Raw genomic sequence first — 23,874 nt, forward strand, 5'->3', positions numbered from 1 at the left:
AATCATCTGGATTTCGTGTGATTTGGTCTTGGTCTTTTGGAGTAATTTCTATGCGTACAAAGTCTCTTTCGTTTAGTTTGACATCTTCGATTTTGATTTCTGTTAATAGTTCTTCATGGTTTACGGTTTTTTTACTCCAATGAACCTTCAAATCCTTGGTTATTACACAACTGAAATATTTGCACAAGTTGTTCAAGTCTCCAGTTGTTTAGCTAGGTTGGTTTATCTGGAATAAATATATTTATGGAAGAAAGTTCTAGGTTCCAATTCTATAACATTCAGATAATAGCTCATTCCTGTTCATCCTCCTCATTTTCCAGCTGCCCAGAAGTTGTGAGCTTTCTGATCCTGGGAGATTGCTTCTGGAGAGCCAGGATCTTATTCACATAATTTCGGCATCTGGTAACTCTCCTCCTGATCCTATGCAGCCAGGCTCTAGCATTGGCCTCAGCCTTTTCAGGTTTCCATCCCATCTGTTCTATCCACTTTTGAGCAGCCATGCTGAGCTCCATTTTAGCCACATCCTGGAGAAATTCTATATCAGATTTCTCAAATTCCCACCACTCATTCACACAAATACCTCAGTATGCAGAAACTGTATCCTATGGAGCTATAATAGCTTTTCCACAAACACTCTACTCAGGAAGATCCAAACAGTATCAAAAAGCATCACATTGAATGAGGAATCTGAGCCCTAGCAGCCTATATCAAGTCATAAGAAGCAGCTCAATCTTCCCGATTTTTGCTCTCCAGCCATGAATCTTAATAAAATTCCATCCTTCCTTCTCAGCATCTTCCTCATTGAAACCAAAAACCAAAAGAGAAATCTCCCTAGCTGGCCACGTTCTCAACTCGACACGAAACAACCGTTTTTCATCACTCAAAACCCAGCAGCCCTCCTCCCCTCCAGCTCCCACTCCGACACTCCTCCGACACTCTTGCCAGCAATTGTCATATTAAAACATGGTTAATTTTTAAAACTTTTGTAGTAACCATGAGCAGAGCTGTGGCATAATCCACATAGAGCCACAAAATTGGTTTCCTGATCAGAGCCTCCCTGGGCAAAAGGTTTCAAATGATGAAATCTGGCTCTGGATGGAATGGTTTTATCTGGATAATGCCCTAGAAGAATTTTCCAATCCCTCAATCTATAAGCAGAAAGAGTGATTTTTCTCCCACATTTTTTGCATTTCAGGTTTTGTTTTTCCAGAATTGCCAGTTTTCTTTTTCTGGATAATCTTTTACGCTTTCTCTCCATGATAAAGGCTGCTCACTTTCCGAAATAAAGCCTTTATTCCGTTTTTGATCTTTCCAGAGCCTCCTGGATCTGCCACTCATCAGGTTTCACTGGAGCAGTATTGCTCTGTTGGGCTGCTGGAGTGGAAACAGAGGGGGGGCTCTCAATAATGCCATCCTCAATCAGGATTCCTCTCCAGTATTTTTTTGAGGCCTCATTCAATGTTTTCCATTCATCCAGGAGGAGAGGGAGCAGATGGTTCTTTCTGATCTCAATGATGGGCTCCTGGGAAACTCCAGGAGTAGCTGGAGATCTCCTGGCTTTTTTGGGCTGATAAGTGATTTGGCAGCCAATGTTTATCTGAACATTCTGCCTCAGAAACTTGATCTCCAGCTGCTCATTCTGGGGAGGGAGCTGATCCATGCCAATCAGGAAAGCCTCCCAGAGAGATGTTGTTACAAAACAAACATCAGAGCCCAGCTTTTTAGTAACCAGGTGTTTGAATCGAGGATACACCTGGAGCTTTTCAGGCAGCACTCTGATGGTAACTTTTTCAGGGCACTCCTCATCAGGATAGATGATCTCAGATTCCAATCCCAAACTGAGCCCTCCAGGAGTGGCTTTCTTATTCTCTGGTTTTCCTTAATTGTCTTTTTTGTCCAAAATTTCTTCTGTTTACTCTAAACTTCTAAAGAACTCAAGAAGCTGGGCTCCTTTTGTCGAACAAGCATATTTTCCTTCCTTATTTTTGATAACAGTCCTCATTTGACCATAGATTTGCTGTATTTCTGTTCTACACATTGTCCGACACGTTTATATCTGGTGTCCGACACAGATGATACCATCACATGGGGCATAGAAAGATGGAGCAAATCATCATAACGATTCTGGCAGCAATAGGCACAGTGATTTTCTGGGTTAGATGGAATGATTCATGGAAACTCTATCAACGTATAACAAACTGGCAGAAAAGAGCCCATCATCTGTGCTCTCTAATAGAAACCAAAAGAGGAGGAATGTAAATGGAAACCAAACAAGCAAATCGAGCTATGAAGCTCGAATTAATAATTAAGATGGCTGAAGGAAACCACCAATTAGTTAAGGATGCCCTAGAAGGCCGTTTCATTGTGCATCCAAACAAGAAAGTGCAGATCAGATATCGGCTTATGAAGGCCATGCTCAAGAGTGATTTTGCTCTCAGAGAAACCATAAAATTCTATATGGATAGGGAAACACAATGAACGAAGTTTTTATTGGGCTGCTGATTAACCTGGGAATAGTTGCTCTGTTTTTGCTGGCTATCGGAATAAAGAGGATTTTGAGAGGGAGGATCCAGAAATGAAAACTCCAAAAATAGCAGTGAGGATCCCTAGAGAGGAAATCTCAGCAATGGATATCCTGGTTCGGAAAAGGCCAGGAGTTTTCAAGGATAGATCTGATTTTGTGAGAAAGGCCATTCTAGAGCTCATCAAGCACTATGATGAATATGAGAAAAGCCTGAAAGAGATGAGCTCCAAATGATGAGTAAGACAAACAAATGGCGATCACTCTCAACTTTTGCCAGGCTTGAATGTGGCTGTGTGCTGAAAAAAAGCTCTCCTTTTGGGCTTTTCTGGATAGACACATTATGCGAAAAGCACAGAGTCGAATACTATGCAGATCCAATCCAGATACTCATGGATTTGAGGAGGGAAATCAATGAGTGAAGCTAAACGTGGTTGTGGCTGGAGAAAAATAGGAGGCCTCTATCTGGTTTCAGATCCAGGCCAGCATCTCAATTGTGATGGGCTGCCCCTAGAGCTCCAGGAATGTGATTGCTGTGGCTTTAAGCCTCCATTCAACAGAAAGCTCCAGCTGCTCAAGCCAGCATACATCATCCAGGCAGAACAGAATCTTCATCTGAAACTGAAAGCCAGAGGAGCAGCTGGAGAAATCTGTGGCTGCTGGAAAGATTGCCCCACATGCCATCCAGATCCAAAAGGATCCTATGGCCTCATGTTTGTGGGGCAAAAGAGCTACACTCCCAGCACTTTCATAAAAGAGGCTCTCAGCATGGGAGTGAGCAAAAGGATCCCCGAGATCCCCAGCTATCTCAAGCTAGGAGAAACATGGATTTTCCTAGCACATCTGAAAACTCCAAATGTGTGCCTGGCACTGCTGAAAGACAATGGCCTCCACATGAAAGAACCAGAAACAATCCCAGCCATCTTCTACGGTTTCAAGCCCAGCAGAGTGGAGTTGGTGTGCTGGAAAGGGCAATTGAGCAATGATCAAATTCTCAGTCTAGAAAAGAAAGGTATTAGTCCAGTATTCCTAGAGGATTCTCCTGAAAATCGTAAACGACATAAAAATGCAAAAGCAAAAGGCGATAGACTAGAAAAATATCTCAGGGAGGAGGATGAGGAATGAGCCCCACTCCCTATGCCTCAAAACATAGATTGTGGGCAGTGGATAAGATTGCCCCTTATGATGGTATCATGCTGGATTTCAAGCATAGGATCCTGAGATATAATAAGGTCAGATTCTGGATCAGGTTTGAAACCCAGGATAAGCTCTGGATCTGGGCAATGCCCCTGGAGAATCCCAAAATGAAACCCATAGAGCATTGGAAATATCGAGCTAGATTAGAGATCATGGAGGAGATCCAAAAACATCAGGAGGCGATAGCATGATCCCGAGTGAAGATAAGAGTAAAAGAGAGAAATTCAAGCCCCGAGCAACCAAATACTCTCACTGCCCAAACTATAACAATTCAGAGGAGCTCTGCCCTGTTTTTAACTGGGAAATCAAGAGAGCCCTGGCAAGAAAACAGGCAGTATGTGATGATAGACCAACAGAAAAAGAACGAGCAAACTGCTGAGGCACTGAGGCCACTCTCTAAATTTCATCTCAAACCTTTTTCTTAATCTTTTCTCTTGAAAAAAGACATAGAAAACGCAATGTTTGAATGCTCTCCACAAAATCGGCTTGGCCTTTCTCGGTAACACTATAAACTCGGTAACACTATAAACGCGTGTTTGCCTTGTTCTACATTTCCCGATAACGAGATTATGAGAAAGCAATTCATCACTTTCAAGACGCATTAATGAGTTATAAATCAATCCCGATCCTATGTGAACATGGAAAGCATCCTCAATTTTAGCTTGTAAAGCATAGCCAGAAATAGGCTCACGACAAAAGAATAAGCTCAGAGTGTCAATGTTACGAGAAAGAATCTTTCGCCTTAACTGTCTATTCAAGATGAATCCCAATCCTATCAGGCCAGCAGCTGCTCATCTTTCCTTTATTTCTTTCTGGTTCCAGGGAGCTTCTGCATCAAGTGGCATGGCCTGTTCTTTCTCTTTCCTTTCAAGAAGCATTTATGATCACTGATCTCCTGTGATGTGAGGATCCTCTGGTATTTCTTACAGAAATGAACCCAGATGTTCACTCTGATGATTCAGATTTCTCCTTTTTCACCAAACTGATGTAACTAGCCATAGCTTCATTGAAATCTGTTGATGTGCCTGGATGCTGTTTGGCCTCCAGAGCGTTTCTATCAAACATTATCCTCCTGTAATACCAAAAGATAGGCCAGGGAGCATGCAGCACAAGAAACATGATAGCACTCCAGGGAGAAGGCAGCAGCAAGAGGCAGAGCCACAACATGACAAATGGATACAGGAATACAGTGCCGAGAACAGTAAAAGTTATTAGCAGATCATTCCAATCCATAGTTTTCATCTCCAATGTGGATAGAGAAAGGGGAGAAAGTGGGAACATCAGGCTCATGCCTATCGCATGAACCAGATCTCTGCAAACCAGATATACTCACATATCGTAATGAATAAGCTGGTTCCCAGAATTGCCAGGTTTATCTTTCTCACTGTTCTTACCTCCTTTTCTATTGTTTGGGAGAAAGGAAGAAAGATGGGGAAGAAAAAAACCATCCTTCCTTCTCTACTGTGCAATCAGCACTTAACTATGGAATAGTTTTCAGTATTTAAATTATGATAGAGGATTGTTCTATCAAAAATTCAGTTGATCTCTGGATAGGCTGGATAGAAAATTATCAGAGCCCAGATTCCGATGCAGCTGAGAAAGAAAAGAATGAGGAAAATAATAAGCCCGATTTCCATTGAAATCACATCCTATTTGGGGATCCGAGCATCATTTTTCTCTTATACACTGTTTGCTGATTGCAGTGCTCATCAGGGCAGCCACAAGTTATGAGCCACATGGATCTTTTGCTTTCAGATCTCTTGAGCTGAATATCCTTACAGAAAACATCATTTTGGTGATTATAGAGCAGCTCCTGGGCTCTTTTGATGCTGAATTTTATCTTACAATACATCACTCTAGGCTGCCCCACTTTTCTTTCTGATGGATGCGTTTTCTCTTTCCTGATCCAGCCAGCTCCTCCCATGTGAATCACAGCTCTGGTTTCCTGGAAAGGGAGATAAATAGCCCTATGGAACATGAGCCTAGAGGAATGTTCTATGTTTTGTCTTTCTCAAAATGCTTTCAGAATCTCTGGCATGGATATGAGCTCAATGGCTTTCACCAATCTCCAGCAGCTGCTCCCAATGATTCTGCAAAAGGTTTCATAACGGATCTCATCCTGGTTTTCCAGCATTTATAACAATAGCTTTCCGTTTCTTTCTTGATCTCATCTAGCCCAGCCAGTTTGATCAGCCCCAACATTCTCATAACAGCAAACCTCTCAGCTTTCTCTTTCTTAGAATCCTGAAACTCCTGGCTGCATTTAGAACAGGTTTTTTCTTTTCCCATGATTTTCCTCCTGAATTTTCAAGATTGATTTCTTTTCCCTTTTTAGCGCATGTTCAATCCTGGGATTTCCCACTCCCACTATTTTCATCTTTCTGACTTGAGCCAGTGTTGTGCTCACATTCCTGAGCCTGATTTCTAGCTGTTCAGGATTTAAAGCCCTGAGCTCAGCCTCATTTTTGAATTTCACAGTGATCACGCCTGGATCTTTCCCTCCTTTTTAGCGCCAGGATATACAAAAGACATGTCCAGCAGCTCATTCAGGACCTCCCATAAAATCTGCCAGATTCTTTTTGCACAGGTCCTTATTCTGCTGCTCCACATCCACTTTCCCTTTCAGGATCTCCTCAATCTCGCTCCATTTGGGCATCCAGATCAGCTGGTTTCCTTTCTGATCAGTGAGATGAACAAACAATCCCACTCTCCAGGCATGATTATCTGTTGTGCTCTTTTCAGGATGGGGATCAAAATAGGGCTGCCTGATTTCTACTTTCACAAATTTCACCAAGAAAAGATTTTCAGGCATCATTCAAACTCCTCCTCTCTCCACACTTTTGGGCTCTCCTCTTTTTCTTTTGGGGGAGCCTCCCCATTCATTGGTTTTGTGGATTTCACATGAGAACTTGAGCGCGCGCGCGTTTTCTGTTTTTTGTGGATCATTGGAGGAGGCTCCTGGGCTCTCTTTTTTGGAGCTTCTGTTATATAAAACAGATTGATATTCCCCACAATGATCATACCAGTAAAAGCCAGCATCAGCCAGAAACAATAGGATACCAGGTCCTCCTCAGGGATAGATCCTAGATTTCCATAGCTCTGGATCAATAATAGAGCAGCTGCTCCCAGGAGAGCTGCCTCAAACACCAAGCTCAGAATGATTTTTCTCATCTTTCTCATATTTCTCTACTCCCAGAATGATTGCACATCCAAACAGAACCAGAGTGCTGATCCTAGCCAGATCTGGCCAGAAAGGAAAGGGGCTCACTGCCAGCACAATGAAAGGAGCTATAATGGCATCAAACATAAAAGCGCAACTTTTCACAGTGGGTTTCCACTTGATGAGAATCAGCAGCGCTGCCAAAACTCCCAGGGCATAAAACCTGTGGATCTGATCAAACCACTGGCCAGCCCACAGCTGGAAAACTGGATTGAAAATGTGGAGATGGCCATAAACGAAAACAGGCAGCTCCCAGAGATCAGCAGCCACAAACACCATTAAGGCAGCAGCTGGAAAACAGAAAGAGAGCTCCAGCCTCCCTGTTCTTTTCAGCAGCATAGCAGCGTACAATCCTCCAAAAAGCAGATAGATCCATAGAAAGCTGGCTATTTTGGGCAAATCCATAGAAGCAACAATATCAGCAGCTCCAATAATGATCAGCTCAATGCCCAGGAACATCAGTTTTCTGTTCATTCTTTCATATTTGTTCCATTTTACCAGCATGATCAGGATCGAGAACAGAGGAAACCAGATGCTGGCCATAATCAATAGATCACTGAGCATGATTAAAACTCCCTAGCACTTTTCTTTTCCAATGGGCTCAGGATCCTCCTCAGCAATGGATGGAAATTCCCAAACACATAGGAATAAAACATCAGAGTTTGCAGGGCGCCCTTTTGGAATCGTTCAGAATAGTGGGCAGCCGAGAGCCCCCAGATGAATTTCAGTTTCACTTCTCTCTCTCGGGCATACTGGCTGAGCCTGATCCCCAGCTCCCCATCCTCATTCACTCTCAGCTTATGAAAACCTCCCACAGCCCAAAACACGCGCGCATGAACAGCCAGGAAATTGCCTGATGGAGAAAATTGGCCAATCCTGGCAGCCATCCATCTCAGAAGATCAAAAGCAGCATAGGCAGCTGAGCAGATAACTCCTCCATTCAGGGGAATTGTTCTGCCTGAAACAGCAGCCACAGTGGGATCCTGAAACTCCTGGCTCATCCGAGCTAGGAAACCCTGAGGCAGCACTGCATCAGCATTGGTAAAAAGAAGGATCTTTCCTCTAGCAGCCCTGGCTCCTCTGTTTCTCAGATATCCCAGGTTTCTAGTTTCATCAATCAATCCAGTGATCTTCAGTATATCTCTGAAGCTATCTATAAGATCTCTGGAGCGATCTGTGGATCCTCCATCAATCACAATGAGCTCCACTCCAGGGCTCTGGGAAACCAGAGAGCTGAGGAAACCTGGGATATGTTTCTCCTCATTCAAACAGGGCACACTCACAGAGATCTCAGATCCTCTTTCCCTTTCTATCAAACTTTCCAGAGAGGAGCATCTCCACTTTTGCTTTCAGATCTAACAGCTCAGCCTTTTTCATTTTCAGGATCTGAGCATCAGGTTTCAGGCTCCATCTCTTATTCAGATAGTAATTCCAGAAAGCCACTAGGAAAGTGGCAATCACCCAGGCAATGAATGTTCCTCCCCAGAGATATAGAAACAGCGCGCGGAAAGCCCATTCATAGAGTGCATAATTGAGGATTGTTCCACTGGCGCCAATCAGTATAAAATTCCAGAGCATGTGTTTCCACAGATAGAATCCAGCCAGCTGCTCTCCCACTTGTGGGATCCTCCTGAGGAGGCTGCTGATGTTTTTGGTGAGGAAATCACTCTCATGGATTACTGCTTTCTTTTTTCTCATCTTTTTTCATCTCAAATATCACAGATTTCTTATCCCATCTCATGCAATCTCCCAGAATGTAGAAAAACAGAATAAATGAGAAAGGCATGGCTGCCACAAGAAAAATGGAATATAGGCCCTGTTTCAGATTTGCCCAGGCAGCAGCCAGGATCTCACTCTCTCCCAGAAATACAATGATCCATCCAATGCAGAAAGCAATGAGAGCAATGGGAAAAGCCAGGATCCTCTTATTCATTGTTGAGCTCCTCTCCTGGTTTTCCAGAGATAATCCAAAAGAATGAAACTGTTAGCCAAGAACAGGATGAACATGGGCTGAGCTGGAGCTCCCAGGCTGCCCAGCATAAACTGGCTGAAAGTGAAATTGATCAAAAGCAGAAAGCCAGCCAGGATCCTTTTGAACCACAAGAGCCCAGGGATCCTTTTCTTATGTTTAATGATCACTGATCTGCCCTTTCCAGGTCCGGCATCCTGGAGATCCTGGCGCCTCCAGGACCTGGGGATCTCATCAGGATCCCTCCTTCTCCTCCTCTTTTTCCCATGATGCAAAAGATTGGCCAGATAGGTCCAGGTCCTGGACATATCACGCTTAAGCCCTCTCACAAACTGATTGAGGATCCCTATGTATGGTCCTCCTCCCATTGCACTGAGAGCTCAGGAAAGGCACTGTGCATCCTTTCCCTGATTTCCTCCATTCTCAGAGGCTGAGAAAACTGTAAGGCTACTCCCCTGAATTGGTTTGGCAATCCCCAGAGCTTTTTATGAAAAATGATCTTAACCAGCTGAGTGGCTTTCTGGCTCATGGCTGTCCTTTCCTGTTCAGATTTCTCCTGGAGCGCGCGCGCTTTATCACTGAGTCTCCTTCCAGGCTCTTTCTTTTTCCAGGGCTGATCCCAATCTTTCAATATTCATCTCCCCATCACTATCTGGATGTGAGAGCTGCTATTACTGCTCCTATCAATAGGAAAAACACAATGGTGATGATTTGAAAGCCAGGGAGCTGAGAGGCATCTGTGAGATAGACAGTTAGAACCCACTCATTATCATAAGCCACTTGTTCAATGGCAGCCATGATGAGCCCCAGGAGCCCACACACCAGAATGATCATGCCAGGTTTTGCATTGCTGCTCATTTCTTATTTATCAGCCTCACAAGAACAAAAGCTCCAAAAGCGAAAGCCACGATCAGGAGCATAAATGTGGCAACGCCCTGAGCAATGAGCTGCCATTGTCCTCCATAGAATTCCCCCAGCCCCAGAAGAACCAGGAGAAAAGCAAAAAGGCATATACCAATAGTTACGATGGCAGCAGCATCATCCATTATCTCTTTCTCCTCAGGATCACAGCCAAGAGAATTAATAGGATCGGAATGAATATAAGCCCTATCACTGCTGCCTGAGCCAGCTCATTGGGATTGACACCTATCTTAAACTGCCAAACGATAGGAGGCTGCCAGCCTGGAACAATGATGATCGTGAGGATCAGATCATCCAGCCAGGTGATTGGGGAGCTCCAATTCCTATAAAAGAAATCACTCCAGCTAATTTCAATGCTCCAATTGCGATAGAAATAATCCTCCCAGGAGATTGCTGTGCTCCAGTTTCTGTAAAACCATCCATTCCAGGTGATGGCAGTGCTCCAGTTACGATAGAACCAGCAGCCCCAAACATTGGGATTCTGCCATGCTCTCTGAAAGAAGTCAGCCCAGACGAGAGGAGAACTCCAATTTCGATATGTCCACAGAGTCCAGACGATAGGAGATCTCCACTCTGCTCCTGTGGAATAAATGATCTCTAGGAAAACCTGTTTAAAAGTTAATGTTCCTGTTCCAACATTATGTTTGGTCAGGTTCATTCTGCACTCATTGATTCTTGCCAAACTGTTTATTGTTGCTTTCAAATCTACGCTTTCATTGGGAATCCAGGTTGTTGTTCCATCACCATAAAAGTTAGCTGTCAGACTCCATGCTCCACCACTTGATCCATACAATAAACAGGCCACATTATGCATATCATTGTTTGTTTGGACCTGCCCTTTCAGTTTAATGCTTGTGATAGTGCTAAAGCTCGACACTGAAGTATCGGCAAAACCGTAATAGGCATCTACTGAATGATCCGTATAAGCTCCAATTTCGTTTCCTGCTGCTTGTTGTAGATATGGTGTCGTTCCTGTGTGAGTATTCCAATTTGCGATAGTTGCAGAAAAATAATTTACATAGTCTGATTCTGTTGTGGTTGCTCTAACCTGTGGAATCAAAATCAGTGAGAGAACAGAGGCCAAGATCAGGATTAGAACTTTGGCTGATAGGCGAATGTGCAATTATAGATCATATCCGCTATGGGTAATTCTGATGTCCAGTTTCCCTGTTTGGGGCAATACCAGAAATTTGTGGGAGCTGTGCCATCATTCCAGGGAGTGCCAGTGTTATTGAGAACCACATTGTTCCAGCCAGTGACGATTTTGCTGTCTGTCATGTTCGTTAATGTCATGTTCACTCTGGTATAGAGCTCAGCTCCAGCTGCATTAGTGGCTAGAGTGTAATTGAGTTTCACAACCACATAGAATCCGATTTGCCAGCCATCATGCACTCTGGTGTTCTGGCCAGTGGCAGTGAAATTATAAACCCATTGCCAGGCAGTGCCTGAGTATTCCTGGATATCAACCACATAGATATCATTGCCATAGGAATCAGGGGCGCCAAAAGCCAGCCTGATGAATGGCATCTTATCACTGGAGATGATGGCAAACACTAGAGTAAGGATCAGGATCACTCCTGGAATCGAGATCCATCTTTTTCTGATTCTTGTTTTTTCATTCATGTTATTCAGCCACTGGAATACTCTCAATCAATGTGTGCATGATACCTATCATTGCCTGGATGATCTGGATGAAAAAGCCAAACAGCCAGGCAGCAATCCCCCAGATCATAGTGAGCTGAGCGATCACAGGATCCAGCCCTCTCTCCTCCCACAGAAGGATCAGATAGAGGGGATAAAAGATCAGAGCAACTTGGAGCCAGCCCCAAATGTTGAATTGTGTCCAGAGATCTCCAGCTCCAGTGCCCACTCCTCCCAGGAAATTCACCAAATATCCCAGAGTGGCAATGATGCTGAGCACAAATTCACTCAGAACAGAAACAAAAGAGGCTAGGAGACTGCCCAGCATTGTGAAAAAGGCACTGAGCAGCTGGAACATAAAAGTGGCAGAGCTCACCATATAGCCAAACCCATCAGCAATCCACTTGAACAGATTGGAAAAGAATTTGGGAGCTCCCAGCCAGGCAGCTATTGTGTCCAGGAAAGCCACAAAATTGCTCCAGAGATTGAGCCCTCCAAATATCACGTTTTCAGAAAGCCACTGTCCAATTCCAGAGAACATGCTGAACACAGCTCCCAGGAGCCCAGTTTGCCCCACATTGGGCATCTTGGTTTCATCAAAAACAGGAGTTTGGATCCCCACAAGAGGGAGCTCTGGGCTGTGAGTGTAATCCAAAACTGGGAAATTGTGGATGATAGCCAGCTGTATAGCCTCAGCCTGAGTAACCTCCAGCTCCATTTTCACTCTAACCATCTTGATTTTCTGGCAATTCATAATGTTTCCATCAGTATCTTTCAGATCTCCCATGTAGTTTGATGTCCAATCCACATTATCTTTCACTCCCCAATTGTTTGCCAGCCATCTCATCCAGAGATCTGCATTATCGTTCATTGGAAACTCAAAAGCATTGACTCTGCCCCCTCCTGTGCTGCTGGCATTAATGTTATTGAACCACATATCAATCCAGAAACTCCATCTGCCAGGATTCCCAGCAGTGCCCACACTGCCATGATAGAACATATATATGTTATCCGTTTTTACCCAATCATAACTGCCTGGAGTGCCAGATCCCTGGAACCAGGCTGATGTCATGTTGATCCACACATTACTGGCAAAAATAGCAGTATAGCTCACATAGGAAACAGCTATGATGTTTTTCCAGCCGGGCAGCCACTCTCCCTGTCCAGTGGAATACTCGATATAAGTGGTGATGTAGAAAACAGATCTGCCAGCCAGAAAATCCACTTGTGGCAGCAGCTTGATGTGCTGGAGATCTCTGAACCAGATTGTGTTTGAAACTGTTGTTCCATTATAGGCATAGAGGGAACACCATTCCTCTCCAGCCAGGGCATTTGCATAAGCATAATTTGTTGTGTTGAAATCTTTTGAGAATCCTCCTTTTGAATAGACGAGAAAAGTTTGATCTGAATCAAACCAGCTCAGAGAATAGCTTGCCCAGTTGCAGAGAGCATAGATCGCCACTGGATTTAAAGGATTATAAATATCGAGGCATTGCTTGTCAAACCAGATCTGGAAAGTAATATCAGTTTCATTATATGTGCTGTCATAGGAAACAGTGCCCTCCTGGAGTTTCACTGGCTGCCCAAACCTGGTTGCCAGCTCTGAGCTCAATGAGCTGTTAAAGCTCCAGATCCACTCATCATCCCCATAAGTGCTCCAGGTTCCATTCCTCTCTGTATTGTTTGCATAGAAATCACACATGATCTCCTCCTGAGATGTGCTCACATTGAATCTGATCCCCACATCAGTAAGATTGCTGAAAATTTCCTCATCCTGATTGGGCACATTTATTCTGAAAGTATAGTATTTCCAATCAGTGAAAACCCAGAGGCCATTTCCATCTATGTTCTCCCCATCAATAGCACTCATATAAGGGCTCAAATAATCTGAGCCAAATTCAGCCAATGTTATGTTGTAACTATTCGTAGCTCTAATTAATGCAAATGGCAATTTTGCTGTGCCAGTAGATATTGCTGGACACATCACACCAGCAGTGTTATTGACATGAAAAAGATCAACATAGTTCCATGATGATAATGATGGCCAGGCTGTTTGCACTACACATGAGGTAGTGACGATATCTTCTGTTTGCAGCACTATTACCTGGGATCTTGTGGCTCCTATACAAACAGCTGTTCCATAAACCGCTACGCTGTCTGATGAGAAATAATTATCACCATTTGCTAAATGATATATACCCACTGATGATCCAGCAAAATACGTTCTGTTTGCAGAAGCACTGTACGTTATAGACCATGCATGATCATTAGTTGTGCCCATATTTTTTTCCTCAATACTGGGGATAAACTCATGCCAGTCTGTGCCTGTCCAGCGTCTATACTTCACAAGTTGCGTTGCTCTGTATGAGAAGCAAAAGACGTATCCATCAATATAATATGGATCAGCTGCAAGAGCTATGGGAGTAGCTCCAATAACTGACGAGGCTCCCAATTGTGTCATAATATAAGAATCGTCACTAAGATCATACAGTAGAACCCGAGTCAATTCATATGAAAAATCACCATTACACTTAACAGCTACTGTTGTATGGCCATTTATAGCTGTTGCAAATGCAAACGAGTAGTATCCATAGATAATTGGAGCTCCTGGAAACTCTGAGAGCCAATAGCTATTATAGACAATAGTTTTAGTTTCATACAGCACGAATCTTGTGTCATTTGATATTATGTTGAACGATCCTCTGTATGATAATGTGAATGGAGGAACAAATGTGTAACGCATTATTTCTGCAAAATTCTGATATGGATGCGTGAAATTATTATAACCATGCCAGCATGCTACATACACTGATGATCCTTTTGCATGTAAAGTACCCTCATTGCTTGGGAGGAATCCATCCCAAACACCAGTGTATGTCATTTGCGTGAGTGGAATATACGAAAAGAAGCCGTTTAAACCACTGTCAAATGTTAATACTGCTGTTGTGGAACCTGATGTCACAGAAACAACCCTTCTGGTTCCTGGAGGATTATTAGCTGGCATGGCACTAGAATCAGGCAATGATCCATATGTGGTTCTAATAGGCAGTGTTTCTTGCATAGTGCTCCCTGACCAGTTGTTTGTTGTGTCGTTAGCAAAAAATTTGTATTTCACTATTAATGTGTCCTCAGCTGGCAATGTGAACAATGCAGATGCCCATACTAATGAGGCATCTGCGCAATCAGTCCAAGTAGTATTGTACCATATGTTGCTAGTGTTGTTCATTACAGACAGCAAATATCCAGACACATTAACATTATCATTAATAGTGACGCTGAAATTGCACGATTCTCCCACAATGTTTGTGGAATAGTCAAAATCAGTTTCGTATGTGGGAGGATCTGTATCTGGCGTGGGCCCACCCACAGGAGGGCAGCCCAAATAGGCATTTCCAGTTACTGCATCATCAAAGTCTGATATGATCCAGGGAGTATTAACTCCATCATAATCCCATGCTCCTAGTTGCACATTTGTCGTGATGCTAGAGTATGTATCTGTGCCTGTTAAGCTGAAGATATTTGTTCCATTAATCCAAACTTCCCATGTTTTTTGCGTTCCTCCTGTATTGTTCCAATGAAGCTCTATGCCATACCAATTGCCAGCAGCTGGAGGCAGTGTTCCGATATAATCAGAAAACTCATAATCACCATATTGAACTTTCCAATAATTAGTTGGTGATCCTCTGCCAACCAGTAATGAAATGCCATTAACTCCATCAACCTCAATGCTCATAATGCGAAAACGAGATAACGATGGCCATGTTTCGCTTGGAAGATCTAGAACATCAAAATAGTATCGGCAACAAAAATATAATTCTGTGTATGAGTGAGTCTTGGATAGATAGGCTGGCATGTTGCCTGATTCTGTGTTCACTGATGCTCCATATAAACCTGTATAGGGAAGATCTGTGGATACTATAACTACTCCTGTTTCGCTTGTCCATGCATTATGATTGCCAGATTCAAATCCATCACTCCAATATTGAGCAGCTTGCACTGAGGGATCAAATCCAGAGAAAACTGCCAGAAAAGACGTTAGAAAAATGCAGATCAGGAGAGATGCTTTCAATTTCATGTTTCAGCCAGCTCCTCCACTAATAGGCTCTTTCTCTATTTCTGTTTTCTGGCACAGCTCTAAACAGGAGAAAAACTGTGGCTGCCCAGATTGCTTTTACTCCAGTGTTCACAGCATGGATCAGATCATCCTGGATCCAGAACCATACTCCAGCATTGATTCCATCCCCAGGATTCATATCAATAGTGTATAGGGTTTGGGGGAAAAGCCTGGAGCTCTGCCAGATCTGGCCATTCTCCAGCTGGACAGTGAGCAGCTGCACAGGCCCTGGATAATAGATCCAGAACAATGCTGAGGCAATGCTGAGCCCCACAAACAGCCAGAGAACCCAGTGCCGGGCCTGGAAATAATAAGCCCTCTCTCCCTGAATCTTTCCATTCCAATGCCATCTTTCAGTGAGCATGTAGAGGCATGTGAGCCCTCCAGCCAATGTGAAAGCAGTATTCTGGAGGAGAATTTTCATCTGGGGAAATCTCCATGTGGAAACCCAGGGCTGATTCTGAAAATAGCTGAAACTCAGGATCCAGAACCACTCAAAAATCCCGATTGCCAGAAACATGGCAGCAAAACTGAACACCAGGTTTTTAGATTTGATAATGGCAGCTTTCTCCCAGGATTTGCTCAATCCCCAGAACAAAAGGAAATAGATCACAAAAGCACTCCAGTGCATCTCCTTTCCATAATAAGAATGATAGATCTGGATAACATTCTGCCAGGAACCCACACCATCAGCCAGAGGAACCAGCCCCTCATAAGCTGCATGAATAAACTGGAGAGGAGTAGAATCAAAACCAAAAACAATCCAGGCAGCCAGGCACACGATTGCTCCCACAAAAGCAGTGTGTTGGATCCTGTGATATTTCTGGAAAATGTTAAAGTTGAATCCCCTCAGGGAAAGGCTCAGTTGATCCACATATCCAAAAGGATCAGCGCTGAATTTCTGAAATCTGCTCAGAGATATTCTCTCCTAGTGCCTCCTCCTTTCTTACGGACCATCACATAAGTGCCTCCACGCGGTCCTTTATGTTTCTGGCATCCTTTTCCTGGCATCAAATCAATCCTCCCAATCACTAACAAAAAAAGGAAAGAGCTCCCCAGCCAGCAAAAAATCTGATCTGGGGCTACGCAGTGTATCCTGGAAAGATGCTACTTTCCAAGAACATTGATCACAACCAGGAGCACGATCACAACCAGAAGGCCAGCACTCGAAACAGCAGCAGCTGTCAGCTCTCCAGAAATTGCTGAGGCGATACTCAGCCCAGAGAGGACCAGCATGATTATGAAAAGCACTATGATGCCCAGTGGAGTGCGAATGATGCCCATGATAGTGCCCGCACCTGATGCACCCTTAACCATCGTCAAGACCTCCCCAGATACAGAGAGGGAGCCTGATTTGGATTCCAAAAATCAAAATCACATGGGATGTAATTTCTCAAGATGGCTCCAAACCCCCTCAGCTCTATCTTATTAGAGTAAGTATTTAAAATTTTATATGCAGCATCCTCCCACATAGATGAGCTGATGATCAGTAGATAGGAGGAGAATTTTTGAAATTAAGGGGTATGACTCTTTTCAGGAGATTTTTTGCCCATGATTCTGAGAAATATGAGCTCACAATCAAAATACAGGGCTCTGAAAAGGAGATGCAGATACTGAAAGATGTGATGTTAAACAAGTTACAGGAGGAACCCTGATGGCTGGCATCCTGGATATCTTCTTAAACTATTTCTCACAGCCCCTCACATGGGTTTTCACTGGCATGTTCATTATGATTGGGCTGCTCATTGGATTGTTCTTGCGCCCCTGGCTGGGAAATCAGGTGATCAAATTCATTCCAGGAGATCACAGATTTGTTGATCTCAGCATTGATGAGGAAACTTCTGTTTCTCTCCAATGCAAGAAAATTAAGGGGATGCCCATTCAGAGATTTTTCAAACTCCATCCTGGATTCACTGGCATTGTGGGCAGATTCTTAAAGAAACCCATCACCAGATATCTGGGGATCGAGGGCACAGCATACACCTGGAAGATCAAATCAGGCAGATGGGAAAAGCTGGGATCCCTGGGAGATGCTCTCAAATCAATTTGGGGAGAGGATTTCTTTAACACACTCCCAGAGAGGCAGCTGAAAATGATGGATGAATCCAGAATCCAGGTTACTGTGGATCTGGATGAGGCTCCACTCACTCCAGAGGGAATGAGATCCATCAGTGAAGAGGACATCAAACAGGAGGAGGATAGAAGGGCATCAAAAACATTCTGGGAGGAGCATGGATCTCAGATGAAAGGATTTTTCATCAATGTTTTCCTGGCTGGAGGCACAGGGTTTGGGATTGCTCTGCTCCTGGTGATGATTGGAATCATTAAGATGCCCACATATACTCCAGCTCCCACTCCAGAAACAGCCCAGTTTATGCTGGCTCTAATCAGGGGAGCTCTGCATGAGTGAAATGCCCGATCCTGATCAGATAGTGGAAAACCAGAAAATAGCCAGGGAATATATCACTAAGCAAAATAAGAAAGCAAAAGCATCCGCACTGGAGAATAAGATGGAGCCCACTCCAGCAGAGAACTCAGCTCCTGTTCCAGCTGAAACTCTTCCAAAAGATTCAGATGAAAAGGCATCTGTGCAGAAAGAGGAGGGATCCAGTTTTCCAATGCCAAACATAAGACCTCAGCCTCCCTCATCCACTAAGGAGGAGGGCTCAGTGATTGTGGCAAAAGCCCTGGCTGAGCAGCTGGGCACATCTCCAGAGATTAAAGCTCAGATGAGGATTGATGAGAGAAAGATGGCTGTGCTCACTGATGGCACTCTGGCTGCTCTCTCTCATTTTTCATATAGGAATGTCTATGATGGAGTAAGATACTGGGGACATATTACTGAATGGTGGCTCACAGGATCCCAGGGCATAGGAGGCTTGGGGAGGAGGCACATTCTCCAGGCGATGGCAAACACATCAGGCATCCAGGTGATGGATAAAGCTGAGAAACCCAATCCTATTGCCAGGAACATCTGGGATCGAAACTGGAAAGAGAAAGCAGCAGCTGAGGGGAAACAAGTAGATGAGTGATGATATTAACCTGAAAGATCTGGCTCCAGCTGATCTCATGGAGATGTTTCCAGAAGCAAAACTCACCATGAGAGATAGGCTGCCCACTAACATACTCCTCCTTTACACGTTTCTTAACATCAACAAAACCATTAAAGATATCAAGTTTTCAGCTGATGAGCTCAGAGAGGCAATGCTGGCTCTAGTGGCGATGATTCCAGATGAGCTGAGAGATCCAGAGTTTCTTAAGGACCTCACAACATGCACTCAATCTGTCTTTATTGATGTTCGACCTCAATTTTGTGGAGTAAAAGCATCAGTAGAGTATTGCAGAAGAAAGAAGATTCCCACACACCAGGAGATCAGGCAGATCAATTATTTTGATATGTATCATGCAGTTTTCAATCTGCTGATGAGAAAGCACATGCTCCTTAAGATCCAGCCAAAAGAGATTATGACAGGGCTGCCATATCACTCCCAGGATCCAGGCCCGGCAGAGGAGGGATCCCCCAGTGGGGAAGCTCCAGCTGATGAATTATAATGGCTTTCAAACCCTGGTTTCAGGGGAGCTGGCTGTTAGACCTATTTTTCAGGATCACATCAGATGGAGGACCAATCAGAAACTCTGCACGAACATCTGTTTAACAGGGGAGCCAGGCATTGGAAAGAGCTATCAAGCCATAGACATTGCCAGAGTTTTTGAGGGGATCTATCAATCCAGCTCTGGAGAATGGAAACAGAGATTGAAACTGGAGCAGATAGTTTTCACTCATTCAGATTATATGGAACTGCTGCTCAGGCTCAAAATGGGAAAAGTAGTGATTTTTGATGAACCCTCTTATGCAATGGGAAAGAGAGATTGGTTTCAGGACATCCAGAAAGTGCTAGTGCATACCCTGGAGAGCCAGAGGTTCCTGATCCATCCCCTGTTCATCCCCATCATAAACATGAGCCTCCTGGATAAAACAATCAGGTCCTATCTTATTCAGTTTCAGATCCATGTGCTGGGGAGAGGCCATGCCTATGTTTATAGGATGAGCCCCAGCCAGGCCACAGATAAAATCTATCGAGAGTTTATGTGTGAATTGTTCTATCATCAGTTTGATTCCCATCTCTGCTATAAAGACAGCTGCCTGGGATGTAAGAAGATTGAGAGCTGCCAGATATTCCGCGCGCAATATGAAAGGAAAAAGAGATCCACACAGGTGATCAGATATGAACAGGCAAAAGATCAGGCACAGCAGAAAGAGAGTGCAGATCTCACTGATTCCCAACTGGAAACAATGGTTTGGAACAACATAGATAAATTGTTAAATTCAAAGGGAAAACTAGATGTTTCCAAAATGAGATATTTCCTCAGAGATGAATTCAAAGTTCATCTGAGTATTTGGAAGGGTTACAATATTAAGGGATTGATTGAGGCAGCTCATCCTGAAAGGTTTGAGGAAGAATGACTTATCCATTAAAAACAGATACAGGAAACCCCAGGGCTAAATGCGAATACTGTGGAAAAGACTTCGAGCAAACAAGACCTGATAAAAAATTCTGTTCGCCAGAACATCAAGATGCAGCCCAAAGTATAAGAAAAGAAAAATCGAGAAACAGGCCAGGTTATCATAAGCAATATAATGAGATTGGGAGGATTAAGGCTTTTTTGATTCTGGGAAACCAATGCCAAGACTGTGGAGAAAAAGATCCAATGGTCCTATGTATTGACCATATCGAACCTGTTGGAAAAAAGAGGAAAAAGACAACCAGCATATATTGGGAGATCACTGAGAATCCAGAGGAATCAAAAGAAAAGTATCAGCTACTCTGCCGAAACTGTAACTGGAGAAAAATGATTCAAAACAATGAGAGAAAGCCAGGCCAGGAGCAGTTTGCTTTCAGATGGGAGATTGAGGCACTCACTGAAAGAGTGTTATGGCTGGAAAGGAAACTGCCAAAAATAAGGGCTGTCCAATGCGCGCGCGCAAACAAGAACCCAATTAACAAAAAGCCAGAACAGTATAAACTCACAGAGGAGCAGATTGAAAAGATCCTGATGCCACGCGTTCAGCAACTGGTTAATGAAAAGACTGGGAAACTGGATGTGGCAAAACTGAGAATGTTCCTGAGGCTCCAGGGCATCATCATCTGCTCCTGGAAAGCCTATCAGATAAAAGGAAACATAGAAGCAGCAAACCCCCAATTATTTGAAGAATCTTAACCCTCCTGGAAAGCCTGGAGCACCTGAGTGCCCCCCTGAGCCTCTCCAGCTGAGCCATCGCATACACAACGAGAACCAGCCCAGGGGAGTGGCTCACAGCTGCCAACAGAGCTCAGGATGCCCTCTCCCATTGCGTTTCCATGTATTTGAGCACTATCGGTTTTATCTCTATCCGCTTTATGTATACTATACATTATTAGTGCCTCTCGAAATCGATCGCGCGGCACAGAAAGAGAGAGAACATATATGGAGATTGCACAATTACTAATAATAATTGTGCAGCCCTTTTTTGCGCTGGAAAGATCTGATGGACCATGAGAAACAAGATCCAAACCACAGAGCCCGAAATGCTCAGAGATTCCCTGGGCAGAAAGAGATATCTCCACAAGTATCAGTTTGGAAAGCCAGATGAGCCCATCACAAAAGCAGATCTCCAGGCTGCACTGGAGCATGGCAGATTCACTGATGCCCTGGCACACAAAAGCTATCTGGTGATCACTTCCGCGATTGGATCCAGAAAAACTGAGGCCCTGGAAATCAGAAAGGAGGACATGCACAGGGAGGGCAGCTCTCTGTATGTGAAGATCCCAGCCAAAAAACATGGAGCCAGGGGAGGAGAGATTGAGCTGCCACTCAGCTGGCTGGGCATGGATCTTGTTCTGAGCCAATGGATGAAAACCAGAGCTGGAAAAAAGGTTTGGAGATTCAGCCCAGCCACTGCCTGGAGAATAATCAAGAGAGTTTTCCCCAGAAAATCTCCACATCATCTCAGATGGAGTGTAATCACTGAGCTGAGAGCGCTGAAAGATGCCAGGCAGATCACCACAGATGAGATCAAATCCTGGACAGGAATAAAGAGGGATTCCACAATTGAGGGATACGGTTTGAAAACTCAGGCTGGGATCCACAAGATCTCAGAGGTTAGATCACAGAAAGAGTGAGGCATCTTTTAACAAATAACCCACCCAAACAGTGCAAAAGATGTGAGGGCCCTGCAAATGGCAAACCAAATTAACTCAGAGAACAGAAAGGGCTCTGGAGAAAAGTGATTTCAGATGCCCTGGGGAAAAAATGATTATGGAGCAGCCCTGTTGATCTTTCTTATTCTAGTGGGTGCCTCAGTGATCGCAGCCTATTATTTGAGATCTTTCAATCCAGATCAGTTTTTTGTTTTCACTCATCCCAGAAATTCCTCAGCATTGATCATAATCTCAAAATTGAAATCAATGATGTTCTGGATCCAGGGAGAAACTTTCAGGCTCACACTGGCAGCCACACTTTTGCCGGGCCCGATCACTGAGCCCTCCTGATCCCATGTGAGTTTTAGAAACTGCTCAGCCTCCAGAGGCTGCCAATTCTGTGTCTTAATGCTTAAGACAGCATCCAGCTGGCCAGTGTTATTAACTAACACTTCCAGGCTTTTAGATTGCCCAGGGCTCAGCACTCCCCAATCCAGAGAGCTCACATTCAGGCCTATCAGAACATCTCCCACATTTTTGGGTTTGATGGGAGAGCTCCCTCCATCCAGGAGGCTCCTGGGATCCCAGAGAGCCAGGGCACTGGCAAAACAGATCAAAATTATAATGAGCCCAATCTTAAAGGCGTCATCCATCTCTGCCATTCTTTTTCATAGCCTCAATGAGCCTTTCAAAATTCTGAATCAGAGCCTTATTAGCAAAATATGTTCCAATTGCTGTGCCCAAAATTTACCAGCATCCCATTTTCAGGATCCTGAACAGCATCTCTTTTGAAACTGTGCCCTTCATGATAAAGAAAGTGTCCTCATCTATCCAGCCCAGCTGGAGCCTCAGATCTTTAAGCAGCACTAGATATCTAGTTTCATCCAGCTCCCTCAGAGTTTTACCATCGCAGAGAATATGGAAATACTTTATGTTTCTCAAGAATGATCCCTCACTGCATTGCCAGAGTGTGTTTCTCACACACGATCACAGTTATGTTCTCATCCTTAATGGGAACATACCCAAAAACTCTAACCTGAGCCCTGAAAACCTGTTCATCCACTCCAAATTTCCTTTTCATTGCCTGGATCATCTGTTCCTGCTCATCCTGGCTCAGAGCCTCCCAATCTCCCATAAGAAATGCAGCTCTAGGCTCTCCCACAGCGTTTCCCATGTGAGAAAGAGGATTCTTTAAAGGAAACTCTAGGCAGCCAAAAACCTCTTTCCAGATCTCTGCCCGAGGATCCTCCTCACTCAAACATGCTCTGCATCCACAGGGCTGCCCAGGCATCACACAGCTACTCATTGCTTTTCCTTTCTCTCAAGTTTCTGTCTTGACTTCGTCAGTTTTCACGATTACTGCTTCTGTCTTAACATAGATTTTCTGTTTCCATACCAATGAGGCAGTTACCGAATTCAAGAATGCTTTTCCTTTCCAGTAGTCATAGGCTTTGATGCTCACAGAGTCATAGGCTTTGATGCTCACAGAGTCAGAGGCTTCGATGCTCACAGAGCCATAGGCTACGATGCTCACAGAGCCATAGGCTACGATGCTCACAGAGCCATAGGCTTCGATGCTCACAGAGTCATAGGCTTTGATGCTCACAGAGTCATAGGCTTCGATGCTCACAGAGTCATAGGCTTCGATGCTCACAGAGTCATAGGCTTCGATGCTCACAGAGTCAGAGGCTACGATGCTCACAGAGTCATAGGCTACGATGCTCACAGAGTCATAGGCTACGATGCTCACAGAGCCATAGGCTTTGATGCTCACAGAGTCAGAGGCTACGATTTTGGCTTTTCCATTTGCGAAAAGGAATCTATCATCAGAAACCTTGATTTCTTCTTCTCCCATTACGAGATTTACAAGTATGCTTTCTTCCCAAGCCTTCCAACAAGCCTTTTGACATTTGATAATGTTCATTTCATACCAGTCGGGTAATGTTCTTTCTTCATCAACATTGAAAATCCAATCATCTGGATTTCGTGTGATTTGGTCTTGGTCTTTTGGAGTAATTTCTATGCGTACAAAGTCTCTTTCGTTTAGTTTGACATCTTCGATTTTGATTTCTGTTAATAGTTCTTCATGGTTTACGGTTTTTTTACTCCAAT

41 protein-coding genes are annotated in these 23,874 nt (G+C 44.0%); 14 read left to right on the forward strand and 27 right to left on the reverse strand.

Going from position 1 to position 23,874, the window contains the following annotated elements; genetic code table 11:
* The 5 genes from MUP17_09370 to MUP17_09390 form a co-directional block, all read right to left on the reverse strand.
* A partial coding sequence (locus MUP17_09370; protein MCJ7459187.1) for a hypothetical protein occupies positions 1-187 on the reverse strand: 187 nt, incomplete at its 3' end.
* A gap of 103 nt (positions 188-290) precedes the next feature.
* Positions 291-572 carry a hypothetical protein gene (locus MUP17_09375; GenBank protein ID MCJ7459188.1) on the reverse strand — a complete coding sequence of 94 codons (282 nt, stop codon included), beginning with the start codon at positions 570-572 and terminating at the stop codon, positions 291-293.
* Positions 573-707: 135 nt separating this feature from the next.
* Positions 708-884, reverse strand: coding sequence for a hypothetical protein (locus MUP17_09380; protein MCJ7459189.1), 177 nt, complete (start codon positions 882-884; stop codon positions 708-710).
* An 83-nt stretch (positions 885-967) separates the two neighbouring features.
* Entirely contained in the window at positions 968-1,258 is a 291-nt protein-coding gene (locus MUP17_09385) for an HNH endonuclease (protein MCJ7459190.1), read from the reverse strand.
* A gap of 33 nt (positions 1,259-1,291) precedes the next feature.
* Positions 1,292-1,837 (reverse strand): hypothetical protein, encoded by a 546-nt coding sequence (locus MUP17_09390; GenBank protein ID MCJ7459191.1) that lies wholly within the window; start codon positions 1,835-1,837, stop codon positions 1,292-1,294.
* Between the two features lie 263 nt (positions 1,838-2,100).
* Here MUP17_09390 and MUP17_09395 point away from each other — a divergent pair, with 263 nt between their 5' ends.
* The 7 genes from MUP17_09395 (at position 2,101) to MUP17_09425 (ending at position 4,097) form a co-directional block, all read left to right on the forward strand.
* Entirely contained in the window at positions 2,101-2,259 is a 159-nt protein-coding gene (locus MUP17_09395; protein MCJ7459192.1) for a hypothetical protein, read from the forward strand.
* Positions 2,260-2,478 (forward strand): hypothetical protein, encoded by a 219-nt coding sequence (locus MUP17_09400; GenBank protein ID MCJ7459193.1) that lies wholly within the window; start codon positions 2,260-2,262, stop codon positions 2,476-2,478.
* A gap of 97 nt (positions 2,479-2,575) precedes the next feature.
* Positions 2,576-2,758: a ribbon-helix-helix domain-containing protein gene (locus MUP17_09405; GenBank protein ID MCJ7459194.1), complete on the forward strand. Its 183-nt coding sequence runs from the start codon at positions 2,576-2,578 to the stop codon at positions 2,756-2,758.
* Entirely contained in the window at positions 2,755-2,943 is a 189-nt protein-coding gene (locus tag MUP17_09410; GenBank protein MCJ7459195.1) for a hypothetical protein, read from the forward strand. Before MUP17_09405 ends, MUP17_09410 begins: the two co-directional genes overlap by 4 nt.
* Entirely contained in the window at positions 2,936-3,646 is a 711-nt protein-coding gene (locus tag MUP17_09415) for a hypothetical protein (protein ID MCJ7459196.1), read from the forward strand. Before MUP17_09410 ends, MUP17_09415 begins: the two co-directional genes overlap by 8 nt.
* Positions 3,643-3,909 carry a hypothetical protein gene (locus MUP17_09420; protein ID MCJ7459197.1) on the forward strand — a complete coding sequence of 89 codons (267 nt, stop codon included), beginning with the start codon at positions 3,643-3,645 and terminating at the stop codon, positions 3,907-3,909. Before MUP17_09415 ends, MUP17_09420 begins: the two co-directional genes overlap by 4 nt.
* Positions 3,906-4,097 (forward strand): hypothetical protein, encoded by a 192-nt coding sequence (locus MUP17_09425; GenBank protein MCJ7459198.1) that lies wholly within the window; start codon positions 3,906-3,908, stop codon positions 4,095-4,097. Before MUP17_09420 ends, MUP17_09425 begins: the two co-directional genes overlap by 4 nt.
* A 566-nt stretch (positions 4,098-4,663) precedes the next feature.
* Here the strand turns inward: MUP17_09425 and MUP17_09430 are convergent.
* From MUP17_09430 to MUP17_09515, 18 genes are all read right to left on the reverse strand, one after another.
* The gene (locus MUP17_09430) at positions 4,664-4,951 is read right to left on the reverse strand and encodes a hypothetical protein (protein ID MCJ7459199.1); all 288 of its coding nucleotides are present in this window, start codon (positions 4,949-4,951) and stop codon (positions 4,664-4,666) included.
* Positions 4,952-5,776: 825 nt separating this feature from the next.
* Positions 5,777-6,007, reverse strand: a complete 231-nt coding sequence (locus tag MUP17_09435) for a hypothetical protein (GenBank protein ID MCJ7459200.1) — start codon at positions 6,005-6,007, stop codon at positions 5,777-5,779.
* The gene (locus MUP17_09440) at positions 5,982-6,203 is read right to left on the reverse strand and encodes a hypothetical protein (GenBank protein ID MCJ7459201.1); all 222 of its coding nucleotides are present in this window, start codon (positions 6,201-6,203) and stop codon (positions 5,982-5,984) included. The genes MUP17_09435 and MUP17_09440 overlap by 26 nt, the downstream gene beginning before the upstream one ends.
* A 57-nt stretch (positions 6,204-6,260) precedes the next feature.
* Positions 6,261-6,533 (reverse strand): hypothetical protein, encoded by a 273-nt coding sequence (locus MUP17_09445; GenBank protein ID MCJ7459202.1) that lies wholly within the window; start codon positions 6,531-6,533, stop codon positions 6,261-6,263.
* The gene (locus MUP17_09450; protein ID MCJ7459203.1) at positions 6,530-6,898 is read right to left on the reverse strand and encodes a hypothetical protein; all 369 of its coding nucleotides are present in this window, start codon (positions 6,896-6,898) and stop codon (positions 6,530-6,532) included. Before MUP17_09450 ends, MUP17_09445 begins: the two co-directional genes overlap by 4 nt.
* Positions 6,858-7,502 (reverse strand): hypothetical protein, encoded by a 645-nt coding sequence (locus MUP17_09455; GenBank protein ID MCJ7459204.1) that lies wholly within the window; start codon positions 7,500-7,502, stop codon positions 6,858-6,860. The genes MUP17_09450 and MUP17_09455 overlap by 41 nt, the downstream gene beginning before the upstream one ends.
* A gap of 2 nt (positions 7,503-7,504) precedes the next feature.
* Positions 7,505-8,215 carry a glycosyltransferase gene (locus tag MUP17_09460; protein MCJ7459205.1) on the reverse strand — a complete coding sequence of 237 codons (711 nt, stop codon included), beginning with the start codon at positions 8,213-8,215 and terminating at the stop codon, positions 7,505-7,507.
* A 13-nt stretch (positions 8,216-8,228) separates the two neighbouring features.
* Positions 8,229-8,555 carry a GtrA family protein gene (locus MUP17_09465; GenBank protein MCJ7459206.1) on the reverse strand — a complete coding sequence of 109 codons (327 nt, stop codon included), beginning with the start codon at positions 8,553-8,555 and terminating at the stop codon, positions 8,229-8,231.
* Between the two features lie 52 nt (positions 8,556-8,607).
* A complete protein-coding gene (locus MUP17_09470; GenBank protein ID MCJ7459207.1) occupies positions 8,608-8,871 on the reverse strand; it encodes a hypothetical protein in 264 nt (87 codons plus the stop codon).
* Entirely contained in the window at positions 8,868-9,215 is a 348-nt protein-coding gene (locus tag MUP17_09475) for a hypothetical protein (GenBank protein ID MCJ7459208.1), read from the reverse strand. The genes MUP17_09470 and MUP17_09475 overlap by 4 nt, the downstream gene beginning before the upstream one ends.
* Before the next feature lie 38 nt (positions 9,216-9,253).
* Positions 9,254-9,538 (reverse strand): hypothetical protein, encoded by a 285-nt coding sequence (locus MUP17_09480; GenBank protein ID MCJ7459209.1) that lies wholly within the window; start codon positions 9,536-9,538, stop codon positions 9,254-9,256.
* A gap of 17 nt (positions 9,539-9,555) precedes the next feature.
* The gene (locus tag MUP17_09485; GenBank protein ID MCJ7459210.1) at positions 9,556-9,705 is read right to left on the reverse strand and encodes a hypothetical protein; all 150 of its coding nucleotides are present in this window, start codon (positions 9,703-9,705) and stop codon (positions 9,556-9,558) included.
* Between the two features lie 56 nt (positions 9,706-9,761).
* Positions 9,762-9,953 (reverse strand): hypothetical protein, encoded by a 192-nt coding sequence (locus MUP17_09490; GenBank protein MCJ7459211.1) that lies wholly within the window; start codon positions 9,951-9,953, stop codon positions 9,762-9,764.
* Entirely contained in the window at positions 9,953-10,951 is a 999-nt protein-coding gene (locus MUP17_09495) for a hypothetical protein (GenBank protein MCJ7459212.1), read from the reverse strand. The genes MUP17_09490 and MUP17_09495 overlap by 1 nt, the downstream gene beginning before the upstream one ends.
* On the reverse strand, positions 10,921-11,451 hold the full coding sequence (locus MUP17_09500) for a hypothetical protein (protein ID MCJ7459213.1): 531 nt from the start codon (positions 11,449-11,451) through the stop codon (positions 10,921-10,923). The genes MUP17_09495 and MUP17_09500 overlap by 31 nt, the downstream gene beginning before the upstream one ends.
* 1 nt (position 11,452) lies before the next feature.
* A complete protein-coding gene (locus MUP17_09505) occupies positions 11,453-15,544 on the reverse strand; it encodes a hypothetical protein (protein ID MCJ7459214.1) in 4,092 nt (1,363 codons plus the stop codon).
* 19 nt (positions 15,545-15,563) lie between these two features.
* Positions 15,564-16,457 carry a hypothetical protein gene (locus MUP17_09510; GenBank protein ID MCJ7459215.1) on the reverse strand — a complete coding sequence of 298 codons (894 nt, stop codon included), beginning with the start codon at positions 16,455-16,457 and terminating at the stop codon, positions 15,564-15,566.
* 233 nt (positions 16,458-16,690) lie between these two features.
* The gene (locus MUP17_09515; protein MCJ7459216.1) at positions 16,691-16,900 is read right to left on the reverse strand and encodes a hypothetical protein; all 210 of its coding nucleotides are present in this window, start codon (positions 16,898-16,900) and stop codon (positions 16,691-16,693) included.
* A gap of 191 nt (positions 16,901-17,091) precedes the next feature.
* Between MUP17_09515 and MUP17_09520 the strand changes: the two genes are divergently transcribed.
* From MUP17_09520 to MUP17_09550, 7 genes are all read left to right on the forward strand, one after another.
* Positions 17,092-17,238 (forward strand): hypothetical protein, encoded by a 147-nt coding sequence (locus MUP17_09520; GenBank protein ID MCJ7459217.1) that lies wholly within the window; start codon positions 17,092-17,094, stop codon positions 17,236-17,238.
* Complete coding sequence (locus MUP17_09525; protein ID MCJ7459218.1) at positions 17,238-17,993, forward strand: hypothetical protein; 756 nt, start codon at positions 17,238-17,240, stop codon at positions 17,991-17,993. The genes MUP17_09520 and MUP17_09525 overlap by 1 nt, the downstream gene beginning before the upstream one ends.
* Entirely contained in the window at positions 17,986-18,615 is a 630-nt protein-coding gene (locus tag MUP17_09530; GenBank protein ID MCJ7459219.1) for a hypothetical protein, read from the forward strand. The genes MUP17_09525 and MUP17_09530 overlap by 8 nt, the downstream gene beginning before the upstream one ends.
* Positions 18,608-19,135, forward strand: a complete 528-nt coding sequence (locus MUP17_09535; GenBank protein MCJ7459220.1) for a hypothetical protein — start codon at positions 18,608-18,610, stop codon at positions 19,133-19,135. The genes MUP17_09530 and MUP17_09535 overlap by 8 nt, the downstream gene beginning before the upstream one ends.
* Positions 19,107-20,048, forward strand: coding sequence for a hypothetical protein (locus MUP17_09540; protein MCJ7459221.1), 942 nt, complete (start codon positions 19,107-19,109; stop codon positions 20,046-20,048). The genes MUP17_09535 and MUP17_09540 overlap by 29 nt, the downstream gene beginning before the upstream one ends.
* Positions 20,045-20,803 carry a hypothetical protein gene (locus MUP17_09545; GenBank protein ID MCJ7459222.1) on the forward strand — a complete coding sequence of 253 codons (759 nt, stop codon included), beginning with the start codon at positions 20,045-20,047 and terminating at the stop codon, positions 20,801-20,803. The genes MUP17_09540 and MUP17_09545 overlap by 4 nt, the downstream gene beginning before the upstream one ends.
* Before the next feature lie 314 nt (positions 20,804-21,117).
* Positions 21,118-21,744 (forward strand): hypothetical protein, encoded by a 627-nt coding sequence (locus tag MUP17_09550; GenBank protein ID MCJ7459223.1) that lies wholly within the window; start codon positions 21,118-21,120, stop codon positions 21,742-21,744.
* Positions 21,745-21,980: 236 nt separating this feature from the next.
* Here MUP17_09550 and MUP17_09555 read toward each other — a convergent pair whose 3' ends face one another.
* The 4 genes from MUP17_09555 to MUP17_09570 form a co-directional block, all read right to left on the reverse strand.
* On the reverse strand, positions 21,981-22,424 hold the full coding sequence (locus MUP17_09555) for a hypothetical protein (protein MCJ7459224.1): 444 nt from the start codon (positions 22,422-22,424) through the stop codon (positions 21,981-21,983).
* 85 nt (positions 22,425-22,509) lie between these two features.
* Positions 22,510-22,704, reverse strand: coding sequence for a hypothetical protein (locus MUP17_09560; protein ID MCJ7459225.1), 195 nt, complete (start codon positions 22,702-22,704; stop codon positions 22,510-22,512).
* Positions 22,705-22,714: 10 nt separating this feature from the next.
* The gene (locus tag MUP17_09565) at positions 22,715-22,924 is read right to left on the reverse strand and encodes a hypothetical protein (GenBank protein MCJ7459226.1); all 210 of its coding nucleotides are present in this window, start codon (positions 22,922-22,924) and stop codon (positions 22,715-22,717) included.
* 159 nt (positions 22,925-23,083) lie between these two features.
* Positions 23,084-23,874, reverse strand: a 791-nt coding sequence (locus MUP17_09570) for a hypothetical protein (protein ID MCJ7459227.1), incomplete at its 5' end; no start/stop codon positions are given.

The sequence above is a fragment of the Candidatus Zixiibacteriota bacterium genome (assembly GCA_022865345.1).
In the GTDB taxonomy this organism is placed as follows: domain Bacteria; phylum Zixibacteria; class MSB-5A5; order MSB-5A5; family RBG-16-43-9; genus RBG-16-43-9.

Excerpts from the sequence above, each read along its gene's own strand:
- MUP17_09385 (MCJ7459190.1), bottom strand. The coding sequence starts at position 1,258 with ATGGAGAGAAAGCGTAAAAGATTATCCAGAAAAAGAAAACTGGCAATT.
- MUP17_09395 (MCJ7459192.1), top strand. The coding sequence starts at position 2,101 with ATGGAGCAAATCATCATAACGATTCTGGCAGCAATAGGCACAGTGATT.
- MUP17_09400 (MCJ7459193.1), top strand. The coding sequence starts at position 2,260 with ATGGAAACCAAACAAGCAAATCGAGCTATGAAGCTCGAATTAATAATT.
- MUP17_09405 (MCJ7459194.1), top strand. The coding sequence starts at position 2,576 with ATGAAAACTCCAAAAATAGCAGTGAGGATCCCTAGAGAGGAAATCTCA.
- MUP17_09410 (MCJ7459195.1), top strand. The coding sequence starts at position 2,755 with ATGATGAGTAAGACAAACAAATGGCGATCACTCTCAACTTTTGCCAGG.
- MUP17_09415 (MCJ7459196.1), top strand. The coding sequence starts at position 2,936 with ATGAGTGAAGCTAAACGTGGTTGTGGCTGGAGAAAAATAGGAGGCCTC.
- MUP17_09420 (MCJ7459197.1), top strand. The coding sequence starts at position 3,643 with ATGAGCCCCACTCCCTATGCCTCAAAACATAGATTGTGGGCAGTGGAT.
- MUP17_09425 (MCJ7459198.1), top strand. The coding sequence starts at position 3,906 with ATGATCCCGAGTGAAGATAAGAGTAAAAGAGAGAAATTCAAGCCCCGA.
- MUP17_09430 (MCJ7459199.1), bottom strand. The coding sequence starts at position 4,951 with ATGGATTGGAATGATCTGCTAATAACTTTTACTGTTCTCGGCACTGTA.
- MUP17_09435 (MCJ7459200.1), bottom strand. The coding sequence starts at position 6,007 with ATGGGAAAAGAAAAAACCTGTTCTAAATGCAGCCAGGAGTTTCAGGAT.
- MUP17_09445 (MCJ7459202.1), bottom strand. The coding sequence starts at position 6,533 with ATGATGCCTGAAAATCTTTTCTTGGTGAAATTTGTGAAAGTAGAAATC.
- MUP17_09450 (MCJ7459203.1), bottom strand. The coding sequence starts at position 6,898 with ATGAGAAAGATGAGAAAAATCATTCTGAGCTTGGTGTTTGAGGCAGCT.
- MUP17_09455 (MCJ7459204.1), bottom strand. The coding sequence starts at position 7,502 with ATGCTCAGTGATCTATTGATTATGGCCAGCATCTGGTTTCCTCTGTTC.
- MUP17_09470 (MCJ7459207.1), bottom strand. The coding sequence starts at position 8,871 with ATGAATAAGAGGATCCTGGCTTTTCCCATTGCTCTCATTGCTTTCTGC.
- MUP17_09475 (MCJ7459208.1), bottom strand. The coding sequence starts at position 9,215 with ATGTCCAGGACCTGGACCTATCTGGCCAATCTTTTGCATCATGGGAAA.
- MUP17_09485 (MCJ7459210.1), bottom strand. The coding sequence starts at position 9,705 with ATGGCTGCCATTGAACAAGTGGCTTATGATAATGAGTGGGTTCTAACT.
- MUP17_09490 (MCJ7459211.1), bottom strand. The coding sequence starts at position 9,953 with ATGGATGATGCTGCTGCCATCGTAACTATTGGTATATGCCTTTTTGCT.
- MUP17_09500 (MCJ7459213.1), bottom strand. The coding sequence starts at position 11,451 with ATGAATGAAAAAACAAGAATCAGAAAAAGATGGATCTCGATTCCAGGA.
- MUP17_09505 (MCJ7459214.1), bottom strand. The coding sequence starts at position 15,544 with ATGAAATTGAAAGCATCTCTCCTGATCTGCATTTTTCTAACGTCTTTT.
- MUP17_09515 (MCJ7459216.1), bottom strand. The coding sequence starts at position 16,900 with ATGGTTAAGGGTGCATCAGGTGCGGGCACTATCATGGGCATCATTCGC.
- MUP17_09525 (MCJ7459218.1), top strand. The coding sequence starts at position 17,238 with ATGGCTGGCATCCTGGATATCTTCTTAAACTATTTCTCACAGCCCCTC.
- MUP17_09530 (MCJ7459219.1), top strand. The coding sequence starts at position 17,986 with ATGAGTGAAATGCCCGATCCTGATCAGATAGTGGAAAACCAGAAAATA.
- MUP17_09535 (MCJ7459220.1), top strand. The coding sequence starts at position 18,608 with ATGAGTGATGATATTAACCTGAAAGATCTGGCTCCAGCTGATCTCATG.
- MUP17_09545 (MCJ7459222.1), top strand. The coding sequence starts at position 20,045 with ATGACTTATCCATTAAAAACAGATACAGGAAACCCCAGGGCTAAATGC.
- MUP17_09550 (MCJ7459223.1), top strand. The coding sequence starts at position 21,118 with ATGAGAAACAAGATCCAAACCACAGAGCCCGAAATGCTCAGAGATTCC.
- MUP17_09555 (MCJ7459224.1), bottom strand. The coding sequence starts at position 22,424 with ATGGCAGAGATGGATGACGCCTTTAAGATTGGGCTCATTATAATTTTG.